The following is a 13,182-nucleotide window of genomic DNA, read 5'->3' as shown; positions in this document are numbered from 1 at the left end:
CTCAATGGTTTGGTGGCGATAGCGAAGAGGTCACACCCGTTCCCATGCCGAACACGGAAGTTAAGCTCTTCAGCGCCGATGGTAGTCGGGGGTTTCCCCCTGTGAGAGTAGGACGCCGCCAAGCTATATTACCCAGTTCTTGATGAACTGGGTTTTTTATATGAAAGATCACATAGATATATAAAGCTAATGCCTTTGAAAGGCATTAGCTTTTTTGTTTACATTGATTTTGCTTTGCTGTTATGATGTTGAAGATTGTTTGATTTTATTGTCTCGAGCATTCTTAAACTGAACACAATCAGCAGCATAAGGAGCATCAGTGCAGTAAACAGCCAGAACGCAGTTTGTGCGGGATATTCATCTAAGCTCCAGCCGACGGCGATCGGAAGGAGTGAACCTCCTAATCCGTTTGAAGCGAGCAGAATACTGGTAGTCGTTTCTGTCTTTCCGGGATAAAAATGATTCGTGATGATTAGGACTATTGCAAACATGCCTGCCATGAACAGCCCTAAAAAGAAGCAAAGGACAAAACCGAACCATACGTTTTTGCTTAATGCTAATACTGTAAGTGCAGCCAGACCGCCAATGCTTATGAGACGAAGATAACGGTGATATGTCAGCTTTTCTGATATCGGGCCTGTTAATAACCTTCCGATGATCATGCCCGTCCAATACACTGTAACTGTTATCGTTGCCAAAGAGTTGGGGATATCCCATTTCTCAGCGAAGATGGAGGGGATAAAATGTACAATGGAAACTTCACTGCCGCCGTAAAAGAAGAAGTAAGCACCCGCCAAGGCAATAAACAGCAATCCGTGTGACCGATAACCGGTGCTTTCTTTTTTAGTGTCATCAGAAGAGACCTCTTTGCGGATGAGAAGCTGATCAATACTGCCGAAACTCATCTGCTTCCATGCGATTAAGAGTACAAAACTGGATAACCCTAATACTAAAAAAGCAATTGTCCACATGTGGTTGTTGATAAGAAAGCCTGAGAGCAGGGGCATGAACAGCGCGCCTAATCCGTAAGCCACCTCCATCTTGCTCATGGCCACAGCCTGTCTTTCTTTAATAGCGGTGAGGATGATCGTGCCTACACAGGATTCCACCAATCCGGCGCCAAGCCCCGCGATGCTGACGAGAAGAAAGAGCAGCGGCCAGGGCGGCAGGAAGGTGATGAACATTTCACAGCTGATGAGTGCCAGGCCAAAGATAACGACGTTTTTGCGCCCAAGCTTTTTCACCATGTAAGGCATTCCGATGACACCAATGAGAAAGCCCATGAACTGAGAGAAGACCAATACACCGCCATTACTGTAGCTTTGTGAATAATGTGTGAGTAACTCAGGCAGTACGGCTCCCAGAATAACAAGTGTAAAAGCAATCGATCCATAAGAAAAACAGCTTATCCACAGCAGACGAGTTTTCATCATTTTATCTCCTTATTGGTAAAATCATATTTCTCTCTACTCGTATGACATGACGTTTTACAAAAAATCCAATTATTGTTACTATATCACATAACTTTTGCTCGTACATCCCTTATGGTAACGTTAACAAATTGTCAACATTTTTTACAAGAAAGATCGTTGACATTATTTTCAATAATTTATACGATAAAAAGCGAAATTCTAATAATTTCATAGGGGTGGTATTTGTGGGAACGAAGGAAATCACGAATCCAGACAGCTTGTATTACAGTGTTGACGATGTAGTAATGGAGCGCGGAGAAGGGATTTACCTGTACGATCAAGAGGGAAATGAGTACATTGATTGCGCCTCTGCCACGTTTAACTTGAATTTAGGATACGGTAACAAAGAGGTCATTGATACGGTTAAAGAACAAGCCGATAAACTGATCCATGTAACATCATCTTTTCAAACAGACGCCGTAAATAAACTGGCAGAAAAACTAGCAGAAATCGCCCCCGATAATCTCACAAAAGTACACCCTAAAGTCAGCAGCGGTTCCGGTGCAAACGAAGGAGCTATTAAAATGGCTCAGTATTACTCCGGAAAAACCGATGTCATCTCCTTATTTCGAAGCCACCTCGGACAAACGTATATGACTTCCGCTTTGTCCGGCAACTCATTCAGAAAAGAACCTTTCCCGCCGCAAATTTCTTTTGGCCTGCAAGTCCCCGATCCCTATTGCAGCCGCTGTTTCTATAATCAGAAACCTGATTCATGCGGTATGCTGTGCGTAGAAAGAATTAATGATTTTATTGAGTATGCGAGCAATGGAAAAATTGCCGCCATGATTATTGAACCGATATCCGGAAACGGTGGAAATGTCGTTCCGCCTAAAGAGTATTTTAAACAGCTGAGAAAGCTTTGTGATGACCATGATATCGCTCTGATTTTTGATGAAATTCAGACCGGATTCGGACGGACGGGCAAAATGTTTGCCGCGGACTACTTCGATGTGAAACCTAATATGATGACGGTAGCAAAAGGGCTCGGGGGCACAGGCTTCCAAGTCGCCGCTACTCTGACGGAGGACAAGTATACCGGGCTTCCGGGGTATACGCACTCCTTCACGTACGGCTCAAATGTGATGGCCGCCGCTGCCGCGTGTAAAACCATAGATATTATGCAGCGACCGGGATTTTTGGAAAATGTAACGACGGTCGGTCATTATATTATGGATCGCTTAGAAACGATGAAAGAGGATTTCGCTTTTATTTCTGAGGTAAGAGGCGTCGGTCTTATGATCGGTGTGGAGATTGTTAAAGAGAACAATGAACCGGATGTGGAGCTGACCAATTATATTGCTAAACGGGCAATGGATTACGGGCTGATTCTCCGGACATCCCGTTACGGATTCGGAAATGTATTTAAGATCCGTCCGCCTTTAACCATAACACTTAGTGAAGCCGAAGTGCTCTGCTACAGACTTCGTAAGCTATTGGAGGAAATCAAGTGAGAGACTATATCATTGGGCTTGGACAATTTGTTTATCAAAAGGTGAAAAATCAAAAAGGCACGCTGAAAAACAGGCTCGTAAACGGCTATTCCCCGGGAGGCGACGCCCAATTTAACATAGATGCCGCTGCTGAGGAGGCGGTGCTGGATTATATTCAAGAAAAGGGTCATCCGGTTGCTTTTTACACGGAGGATGGCGGCCTGAAGCTGATTGGAGAAGATCCGCAATATATTTTAATTGTAGATCCGATAGACGGAACGCGCCCGGCCGCCGCGGGACTTGAAATGTCGTGTATTTCGATTGCGCTTGCTTCGTATAAGCCAAACGCAAAGATTAAGGATATCGAATTTGCTTTTTTACTTGAATTGAAATCAGGCGCTTTTATGTACGGTGATATATACAGCGATGCCATTCATTTTGAAGGGTATCATGGAGAATTGCCGAATTTGAGCGGAGTGCGGGATATTAAAAATATGTTTTGGAGCCTTGAATTTAACGGGCATCCGGCGCAGCTGATGACGGACGCATACGGCCATCTGATTGACCAGTCAGCCAATAATGGCGGGGTTTTTGTTTTCAACAGCGCTTCTTATTCGATTTCACGAATTATCACGGGACAGATGGATGCTTATGTGGATATCGGCAATCGTCTGCTGAAAGATGATCCGAAGCTGCTTTCAGATTTTCAGCAGGTCGGGAACGGGCAGGTGCTGCATTTGTTTCCTTATGATATTGCCGCAAGCGTCTTTTTGGCGAAGAAGGCGGGAGTGATCATTACGGATGCATACGGCCGGTCTTTGGACGAAACACTTCTGACAGATTTAAGTTATCAGAATCAGCAATCATGTATTGCGGCATCAACGAAAGAGCTTCATCAAACATTGTTAGACCAAATCCGCTGGGGCAGAAAGGAAGAGAAATATGAAGGCGTTGGTCTGGACTCCTAATGATAAGCTTGAATATCAAGAGGTGGACGAGCCTCAAATTCGGAAATCCAATGATGTGAAAGTGAAAATTTTCGGCACCGGTATCTGCGGAACGGACTTAAATGTGCTGAAAGGAAAAATGAATGCAACCCATCATATGATTATGGGGCATGAATCGGTGGGAGCGGTCGTGGAAATCGGACCGGACGTGACAAATGTAAAAGTCGGAGACCGCGTCGTGATAGATCCTACGCAGTTTTGCGGGAAATGTCATTATTGCCGGAGAGGGCTGACGTGTTATTGCGAAACCTTCGAGGATTGGCAGCTCGGAATCGGGGCGCACGGAACGTTTGCGGAATATTACGTGGGGGAAGACAGGTTCATGTACAGAATTCCGGATTCAATGGAATGGGAGCGGGCCACATTGGTTGAGCCTCTCTCCTGTGTACTGAATGTTGTGGACAAGGCTTCGATTCAGCCGCAGGACTCGGTCTTGGTTTTGGGCTCCGGACCGATCGGACTGCTTGTGCAAATGATGGTGAAAAAACTGGCGCGATTGACGGTTGCGACTGAAATAGGCAGTTTCCGAAGCGAGGCGGCGAGCCGGATATCGGATTATGTCTACCACCCTGAAGCATTAACCGTGGATGAAGTGAAACGGATTAATCAAGGAAGAAAATTTGATGTGATTTTTGACGCCATCGGCAACCAGCTTGATTGGGCTTATCCTTTCATTGAAAAGGGAGGCAGAATCGTGCCGATGGGCTTTGATGATACGTATGAGATGACGGTCAGGCCGTACCAGCTGTTGTCAAACGGCGTAACGATTGTGGGCACAGGTGAAGCCCGCCAGATCATGGAGGCTGCGTTAGCATGCGCGTCCGACCTTCCGCAGCTCTATGATCTTATTACGGAAAAGACGGAACTGAAGAATTATGAAGAAGCCATTGATCATCTCATGGGCATCGACCCGGTGACAAAAGAAAGAAAGGATATCAGCGCAATAAAAACGATTCTTGTGTCTGATCCGGAACTTTTATAAAAGCGGAAACGGCTCCAGTGAGAGTCGTTTTCTTTTCTTATTTATACGGTCTTGCACATTTCTTTAAAATTTAATATGATACTCTTTGTTAACAATTCCTTTCCTCAACGACATTATACTCTGAGCGTGTCCTCTTTTTCCCCGTAAGCTTGCCTCATATTCCACAGATGAAAATCAATGTTTCCAACTGATAGGGTGCGGATTTTTATAGTGAAAAGGAGTCGTTATCATTTGAAAGATTATACGTTACAGCAGCAATGGTTCGGGAATGTCCGTAAAGACATTCTGGCCGGTATTCTGGTTGCTCTCGCTCTGATCCCTGAGGCGATCGGATTTTCAATTATTGCAGGTGTCGATCCGATGGTCGGCCTTTATGCATCATTTTGTATCGCGATTATTATTTCTATCTTCGGCGGCAGACCGGGAATGATTTCAGCCGCTACGGGTTCAATGGCGGTTGTCATGGTGACATTGGTGGCTGATTACGGGCTGCAGTATTTGTTTGCGGCAACCATTCTGACAGGTATTATTCAATTTATTCTTGGTGTCAGTAAGATAGCGAAATTGATGAAATTTATTCCGCGTTCGGTCATGATCGGATTTGTGAATGCTTTGGCGATCTTGATTTTTTCTGCGCAGCTGCCGCAGTTCAAAGGAGCTTCATGGGTCATGTACGCCATGCTTGCCGGATCACTGGCTATCATATATCTATTGCCGAAGGTTACGACGGCTGTGCCGTCTCCGCTGGTGGCGATTATTGTCATGACGATCATTGCGGTGGTCTTCCATGCGGATGTCCGCACGGTCGGTGATATGGGCGGGATTACAAGTTCACTTCCGCATTTCTTGATACCGGATGTTCCGTGGACGTTTGAGACATTGCGGATTATTTTCCCGTATTCTCTGGCGCTTGCTTTCGTTGGATTGCTCGAGTCATTGCTGACAGCCCAGATCATTGATGAAATGACGGATACGGATAGTGATAAGAACAAAGAAAGCCGCGGACAAGGCATCGCCAATATTGTGAACGGATTTTTCGGAGGCATGGCCGGATGCGCAATGATCGGCCAGTCTGTCATTAATACGAAAGCCGGCGGACGCGGGCGGTTATCGGCTTTTACGGCCGGCGCGTTTTTAATGTTTTTAATTGCCGTATTAAGCGGTATCGTCGTGAAAATTCCGATGGCTGCGCTGGTGGCCGTGATGGTTATGGTGTCCGTCGGCACGTTCGACTGGTCATCGATTAAAGGTTTGCGGAAAGCGCCCCTTACTGATTCGATCGTTATGGTTATTACCGTCGTGACGGTCGTCCTGACAAATGATTTATCAAAGGGTGTCTTCGCGGGTGTGCTGCTAAGCGCGATCTTTTTTACGGCGAAAATTTCTAAGCTGAAGATTGTGTCACATTCCGAACAGAAAGATGTCAGAACATATAAGGTAACGGGACAGATCTTTTTTGCTTCCGTGTCTGAACTGATGAATGCCATCGTTTATGATGAAGGCGTGAAGCGGATTGTCATTGATTTGACCGATGCCCATGTGTGGGATGATTCGGGAGCGGCGGCTCTTGAGAAAATTGTCGCCAAATGTAAAGAATACGGAATTGAGGCTGAATTAAAGGGATTAAATCAGAAAAGCCGAGATTTAATGAAACAAATGGCATAGAATTTGTGAAGTCCGGATGAATATATCCGGGCTTTTTTTCGGTTAAATTTGCCGGGGTGCATTGTTATAATGAATGAGACTTGAAAACCGTATATAGGAGACTTGCATATGATGTGGCTTCATAAGTTGAACCAAGTGTTGGGGAGAATCATGCCGCTTTTGACTCCGTCAAGTGTGGCGGCGGGTGTGCTGTTATCTCAGCATATCAGCTGGATGGCCGGCGCTGTGCCGTGGATATTTGCATTTATTACATTTACGGGCAGTCTGAGTGCCAATTTTCAATCGCTGAAGCGCAGTATCGAGAAGCCGCTCCCGATGATCATGGCATTGTTTGTTCTGCATATTTTCATGCCTGTTTTTGCATGGGGAAGCGGCCATCTGATTTTCAGCGGTGACCCTTTAACTGTGACGGGGCTGATTATGGGTGTGGTGATTCCGACCGGAATTACGAGTTTGATTTGGGCTGCGATGTATAAGGGAAATGTCGGATTGACGCTGTCTATTATCCTGGTTGATACCGTGCTTTCTCCTTTTATCGTGCCGTTAAGCCTGTCTGTCCTGGCCGGGGCGAATGTTCAGATGGATGTGTGGGGAATGATGAAAGGGCTGGCGGAGATGGTGGTGATTCCATCCATCGCAGGGATGATAGTCAACCAGTTTTCCCCGCCGGTAAGGACTCAGGCGATAAGCCGGTCGCTGTCTCCTTTTTCAAAAATCTGTCTGATGATTGTCATTGCCATTAACAGTTCGGAAATCGCGCCGTATGTCACGCACGTGGATATCAAATTTGCGGGCATCGCAGGCATGGTATTTTTTATTGCCATGACGGGTTATGCCGTGGCTTGGCTGATCGGAAGACTGATGAAGCGGAGCCAGGATGAAATCGTGTCTCTGATTTATACGGGGGGCATGCGCAATATCAGCGCCGGAGCCGTTCTCGCCGTGTCTTTCTTTCCGTCTCAAGTGGCGGTTCCGGTCGTCATCGGGATGCTTTTTCAGCAAATCCTTGCCGCTTTGTTCGGCTATTTGCTGAGACGCTTTGAACTTAAGCCGGTCGTGATGAAGTATGAAAAAAACCGCTCAGCTACGTGAGCGGTTTTTTTTCCGTACAGCCATCTTAGTGCTGCATTGAATTGTCGTTTGAATGCTTCTTGATGGTGCACGGTGCCTTCTTCAACAGTGAAAGAGAGCTGAGATTGAGAAAAGCCTTTTTGCCTCAGGCTTTCATGCACGTCTTGATTTTGTCGGATCATGGTGTTTTGGATGTTGTTTTTATGCTCAGCTTCGCGGCTGCCGACAGACATATAGATACGCCGCCGTGCCGGACGCAAAGATGCGGAGCGGACATACTCTGTTGATTTTTCATACCAGAAGGAACCGGAAATACAGCCGATTCTGCCGAATATTTCAGGCTTTTGTAGCATCGCGTATATCGAAAACAGTCCGCCTAATGACGCGCCGATCAGGCCTCTTGTTTCCGGATGTGCAGAAATGTGATACATATCTTCTACAGTTGGAATGATGGCATCTGTCAGCTCCTCGAGAAAGAGCCTCCCTTTGCCGCCGAAATCATGAAACGCAGGGCTCAGGGAAGGCGCGGGCCACGGCGTGTACTCATCGAGCCTGTCAGCCGGTTTGATGCCGATGAAAATCAATTCGGGAAGTGTTCCGTTCGCAAATTGGGATTCAAGCTTATCCATCTGTTCTAAAAACAAAGAACCCCCGTCCAGTACGTATACACAGGGTACAGCCCCTGTTTGAACCGAATAGGAGTGAGGAAGATACACAGTGCATTCCTTTCCGTTTATCCGGTGTTCTGTAAGGGTGCCTCTCATGCATCCAGCCCCTTCTTCTGCTTAAACAGAAGAAAAAAGAAATAAGGAACGCCGAGAATCGCAAGAATAATTCCCGCCGGCACTTCTGAAGGCTGAAAGAACAATTTGCCCGCAAAGTCGGCGGATATGACGAGGAGCATACCGACCAATCCGCTGACCGGTAATGAGTATCTGTGCTCAATCCCGGCGAGCCTGCGGGAAATATGGGGCGCGATCAGTCCGACAAATGCCATGCTGCCCGCTGCGGTTACACATGCGCTGATCAAAGCGATGCAGGCAATGAGTAAAATCGTTTTTTCTTTATTGGTTGAAACACCGAGGCTTTTCACCGTGTCCTCATCGAAACGAATGGTATCCAGCAATGACGTTTTCGCCATAAGAAGAGGAATGAACAAGATCAGCCACGGAAGGATCGCCGTAATGGTCATCCAGTTTGCCGACCAGATGCTGCCGTTTTTCCAAACCATCGCCATCTCATAATCCTGCGGGTCCATTTTTAATGAAAGAAATAAAGACAGCGCGCTGAATCCGGAGTTCATGGCGATCCCGACGAGAATAATTCTGCCCGATTCCAGATGCCCCCGGTGCCAGGCGAAAATATAGATCAGCACGGCCGCCATCAATCCTCCGATGAGGCCGAAGACAGGCATACCCATCGCAGAGGCAAGTGCCGTCGCTTCAGATTGTCCCTGAAACAGAAGCATAAACGTGACGATTCCGGCTCCGGCTCCTGCATTAATGCCCAAAATACCGGGATCGGCAAGACCGTTTTTGGTAATGGCCTGAATAACGGCTCCGGCTATCCCCAACCCGAGTCCGATGGCAGCAGCCATGACAATGCGCGGCAGCCTCAGCTGAAACAGCAAAATGTCATATTGCGGATTCGGATGGATGCGGAAAAGCGTACTGAGCAGTTCACCCGGCTTTGCGGAAAAAGAACCGCTTGTCATGCTGAAATAGCTTACGAGCAATATGAGAGCAATCAGAATGATATAAATTCCGGCCATTTTACGCGCCACGCTGATCCCCTCCTTTTCTTTTAATCAAATAAAGAAAGAAAGGAACACCGATGATAGAAGTGACAACTTCAATAGGCGTCTCAAACGGATAATTGATGAATCGGCTGGCAAGGTCGCAAATGGTCAGGAAGACGCCGCCGATGATGCACGCGCATGGGATCAGCCTGCTGTAGTCCGATCCGACGAGAAAACGTGTGATGTGCGGAACGACCAAACCGACAAAGGCAATTTTTCCGGCGAGTGCCACCGAGCTTCCGGTCAATATGACAACGGCTGCCATCGCCATGAGTTTGATGGTTCTTTTCTGCTGTCCCAGGCTTTTTGAAATGTCGTCTCCTAATGATACGGCAGTGACCTTTTTGCTGAGAATCATGGCCGTGATGATTCCGATTGCAAAAAACGGGACGGCCAGTTTCAAAAAATCAGGGTTCATTTGATGCAGTCTCGCACTGTACCAAAAACTGAGATCCTGCGAAATTTGAAAATAAATCGAAAGCGCAGCCGACAGACTGCTGAGAAGCATACTGGTCACCGTTCCGATAATGGCAAGCTGCACCGGGGTAAAACCGCCGGGAAGAATGGAGGCCAGCCCGAAAACAAGAGCGGCGCCGAATGCGGAACCGATAAACGAGTATATGATCATTTCAATGGATGTCGATTGAGGGAGCAATACCATGCAAAGGGTGATGATAAAAGCGGAGCCGTCCGACACACCCATGATCGAAGGCGAGGCCAGATAGTTCCGTGTGATTCCCTGCATGAGCGCTCCGGAAACAGCAAGGGCGGCGCCGATAAACATAGCGCCGGCAGCCCTCGGGATTCTTGAATGCCATATGATCTGATGGTCGGTATTCTCCGGATTAAAGTGCAGCAATGCGGAGAACACGGTATGGAAGTCAAGCTGCTTTGCGCCGTATAAAACGGAAAGCAGCAGTGACAGAACAATGGCAATCGGTGAAGCAATGATAATAATGTGTGTCCGCCGTTTTGCATACATGTGAAAAACCTACTCTTTATTAGTCTTGAGTCAATTTGTCAGCCGCAACCTGTAAGAAGCGGATTTTACTCCAAGCGGTTCCGCCTTGGGCTAATGGATCGATCGTATTGACGTATACATGGTCTTTTTTGACTGCCGTCAGGCTCTTCCAAATCGGATTTTTCTCTAAGTCTTTCAAAGCGTCCGGCTTATCTGCGTTTTCGTCATCAGAGAATTGTACGAAGATATGGTCAGGGTTCATTTCGCTTAATTTTTCAAGAGAAATCAGTTCCTGCGCTTTCGCCGCTTTAACTTCGTCCGGCGCCTTCAGGCCTAAATCACCGTAAAGCGTGGAGTTGAAATATACTTGTTCTGGATAAATATAAATATTGCCTTGTCTGATTCTGATGACCAGCGCGTTTGATTGTTTCGCTTTGCTGTTGATATTTGTTTTTGTCTTTTTCTGGTCCTGTTCGTAATCTGCGATGATTTTTTTCGCTTTTTTCTCTTTATCTGTAAGCTGGGCGAGCAGCATCATGTTTTCTTTCCAGTTTGATGAGATATGAGAGACAGGGATCGTTTCAGCGGTGCCGCTCAATTTTTTTAACGTTTTTTCCGGGAATTTGGTTGATGCCAGAATGACGTCCGGCTGCAGCTCAAGAATTTTTTCCATATTCGGCTGCATTTTTTCTCCCGTTGATACGGATTTATCTGTAATATCTTTAAACAGTTCCGGGAATTTGCCGGAGAAAGAAATTGCACCTGCCGGATGAACGTCAAGCAATTTGGCGTCTTCCATTGATTCTACGCTGCCTGTAATGGCGATTTTGTCAGTCGGCGCTTTGACTTCATATGTTTTTCCGAGATATTCGATTTTCTTTTTATCTGAAGAAGCGTCCTTTCCTTTACTTGCTGTATCAGATGTTTCTGAGCTTCCGCAAGCCGCGGCCGTGAAAGCCAAAAGCAAAATCATGAAAGCGAATGCCAATTTCTTCATCTATTGTTCCTCCTGTTCAATTGATAACTATTATCAATTGGAATTATAGAGAAGGAACAGGGATAAGACCATGGATAATTTCCGGTATTACCATGGACGATCTTCGGATAAAATGGAAATGCTTTGCTCGATCATCCGCTGATGTCCGCTTGGAGAATATTCAATCCACGGGTCAGATGATATGGGAAACACGCGTTTATTGCTGACGGATCTAAGGTTCTGCCATATCCCGGTCTGCTGAATCCGCTGAAAATAACGAAGCGTTTCCGGTTCTTTACAAGTGAAAAGCATGATGCAGTCAGCCTGGCAATCCGCCAGCATGTCCAAGGAAATCTTTTCGTCAGGAGCAAAAGATTCCGGTTTTGCGGAGGCAAAGCCTAAATCACCGAAGAAGACATCCTCAATACTGTTGTTATGGGCGATGTACATATTTTCTTTATATACACGGATAAATAAGAACCGCTGATGCCGCACGTGTTTAAGAGCATCTTTCGCTGAATGGGCGAGACTTTGATAAGCTTTAAGCCAGTGCCGCGCTTCCTGCTCTTCATTCAAATATGCGGCTGTGCGAAGAAACTGGTCTCTCCAATTCTCTTGAGCCGGAAGGTAAAAAACTTCAGTGATGTCATTCAGGCGCTGTTTTTCTTCTTCACTGACAGAATCAAGACTGAAAATGATGTCCGGGGCAGCTTGGGAAAGCGTGTGCAGGTTCTCTTCCCAATTTGCATTATAGCGGTAAGCACTCAGGTGAACCGGAATATCGGAAGAGAATTGTTTGTAATAATAGGCCGTCCATTTCGGGTGCAGCGCCGCAGCGTAAGGCACGTGATGCAGAGGAATCAGATGCCCCATCGTTTCTTTCCCGTAAGCGGCCATTTTTGTGCGCCTTTTTTTCATATAGCTTGTAGGTGAGCTGCCGGTATGTTTTTTAAAGATGCGGCTGAAATAAAATTCGTCCTGGTAGCCGATTTGATGAGCGATTTCCCGCAGTTTGCAGTTAGCCTTGGCCATCAGTTTTTTCGCATTGGTTATGCGGATGTCTGTGATATATTCAGTTACGCTCTGCCCGTATAGTTTTTTAAAGGTTTCACTGTAATGCTTGGGACTGATTCCCGCCATATGAGCGAGCTGGGTGAGCGTGATTTTTGTGTCGGACTGAGCATGTATGAATTGTTTTGTCTGTTCGATCGCCGCTTTCGTATTATTTTGATGGCATACTTTTGCGGCATAAAGGTCGTACATCAGCTGCTGAAAGTCGGCTGTATATTTCATTTTCTGCAATGCATCCGCCGATCGCACGTTTTCAGAAAGTGACTGAAGCCGGCTTGTCAAATGATCCACCATTTGTAAATTCATTTGCTGAAGTCCGTGGAAGATGTCTTCCCCGTTATCCGGAAGCATCGCTTCATCATCTGATGAATAGGAGAAAACACGGAGTCTGACGATATACAAATGGATGCCGCCTGACGATATAGGGGCAATATTGAATGTCTCATCACAAGGACAGATGTAGAGCGTTTCCTTCTGCAGCGGAAAGCTGTCTGTTCCGATATCAATTTGTCCCTCGCCTTTCACATGAAAGATCAATACGGGGGAATCAGTGAGCTGATGCTCTGACAGAAGGTCGGCTGTTTTTTTTACGGAGATGATATCAATGGGCTGAAAGAATAATGTGTTTTTCATGAGAAACCACCTTTTAGGAAACATTCATTTAAATGATAACTGTTATCATTTAAATTGTACCAAATAAATGAATGTTTTCCTATAAAAAGCGGAAATGTGAAATGTGTCAAAAT

Annotated in this window: 11 protein-coding genes and 1 rRNA gene; 6 read left to right on the top strand and 6 right to left on the bottom strand. The window is 46.2% G+C overall.

Going from position 1 to position 13,182, the window contains the following annotated elements; genetic code table 11:
* The first annotated feature begins 8 nt into the window (after positions 1-8).
* Positions 9-124: ribosomal RNA gene (gene rrf, locus OQ477_RS20585) — 5S ribosomal RNA — on the top strand.
* Between the two features lie 94 nt (positions 125-218).
* On the opposite strand, the gene OQ477_RS20580 is transcribed toward rrf, so the two are convergent.
* Positions 219-1,430: an MFS transporter gene (locus OQ477_RS20580; protein WP_265973588.1), complete on the bottom strand. Its 1,212-nt coding sequence runs from the start codon at positions 1,428-1,430 to the stop codon at positions 219-221.
* Between the two features lie 227 nt (positions 1,431-1,657).
* Between OQ477_RS20580 and OQ477_RS20575 the strand changes: the two genes are divergently transcribed.
* From OQ477_RS20575 to OQ477_RS20555, 5 genes are all read left to right on the top strand, one after another.
* On the top strand, positions 1,658-2,926 hold the full coding sequence (locus tag OQ477_RS20575; protein WP_265973587.1) for an aspartate aminotransferase family protein: 1,269 nt from the start codon (positions 1,658-1,660) through the stop codon (positions 2,924-2,926).
* On the top strand, positions 2,923-3,873 hold the full coding sequence (locus OQ477_RS20570) for an inositol monophosphatase family protein (RefSeq protein WP_061581703.1): 951 nt from the start codon (positions 2,923-2,925) through the stop codon (positions 3,871-3,873). The genes OQ477_RS20575 and OQ477_RS20570 overlap by 4 nt, the downstream gene beginning before the upstream one ends.
* Positions 3,848-4,894, top strand: coding sequence for a zinc-dependent alcohol dehydrogenase (locus OQ477_RS20565; protein WP_044802661.1), 1,047 nt, complete (start codon positions 3,848-3,850; stop codon positions 4,892-4,894). Before OQ477_RS20570 ends, OQ477_RS20565 begins: the two co-directional genes overlap by 26 nt.
* 231 nt (positions 4,895-5,125) lie before the next feature.
* Complete coding sequence (locus tag OQ477_RS20560) at positions 5,126-6,559, top strand: SulP family inorganic anion transporter (protein ID WP_265973586.1); 1,434 nt, start codon at positions 5,126-5,128, stop codon at positions 6,557-6,559.
* A 150-nt stretch (positions 6,560-6,709) separates the two neighbouring features.
* Positions 6,710-7,651 (top strand): bile acid:sodium symporter family protein, encoded by a 942-nt coding sequence (locus OQ477_RS20555; RefSeq protein ID WP_099567254.1) that lies wholly within the window; start codon positions 6,710-6,712, stop codon positions 7,649-7,651.
* Here OQ477_RS20555 and OQ477_RS20550 read toward each other — a convergent pair.
* The 5 genes from OQ477_RS20550 to OQ477_RS20530 form a co-directional block, all read right to left on the bottom strand.
* Positions 7,582-8,394 (bottom strand): alpha/beta hydrolase, encoded by an 813-nt coding sequence (locus tag OQ477_RS20550; RefSeq protein ID WP_265973585.1) that lies wholly within the window; start codon positions 8,392-8,394, stop codon positions 7,582-7,584. The genes OQ477_RS20555 and OQ477_RS20550 overlap by 70 nt on opposite strands.
* Entirely contained in the window at positions 8,391-9,401 is a 1,011-nt protein-coding gene (gene feuC, locus OQ477_RS20545) for an iron ABC transporter permease FeuC (RefSeq protein WP_032872817.1), read from the bottom strand. Before feuC ends, OQ477_RS20550 begins: the two co-directional genes overlap by 4 nt.
* Position 9,402: 1 nt before the next feature.
* A complete protein-coding gene (locus OQ477_RS20540; RefSeq protein WP_265973584.1) occupies positions 9,403-10,410 on the bottom strand; it encodes a FecCD family ABC transporter permease in 1,008 nt (335 codons plus the stop codon).
* 19 nt (positions 10,411-10,429) lie between these two features.
* Positions 10,430-11,386, bottom strand: a complete 957-nt coding sequence (locus OQ477_RS20535; RefSeq protein WP_265973583.1) for an ABC transporter substrate-binding protein — start codon at positions 11,384-11,386, stop codon at positions 10,430-10,432.
* An 87-nt stretch (positions 11,387-11,473) separates the two neighbouring features.
* A complete protein-coding gene (locus OQ477_RS20530; RefSeq protein WP_265973582.1) occupies positions 11,474-13,069 on the bottom strand; it encodes a helix-turn-helix domain-containing protein in 1,596 nt (531 codons plus the stop codon).
* Positions 13,070-13,182 lie beyond the last annotated feature (113 nt).

Origin of the sequence: Bacillus sp. ChL18 (assembly GCF_026241425.1) — a bacterium.
Taxonomy (GTDB): Bacteria; Bacillota; Bacilli; order Bacillales; family Bacillaceae; genus Bacillus; species Bacillus velezensis.
This window is presented reverse-complemented; position numbering and strand designations above follow the sequence as displayed.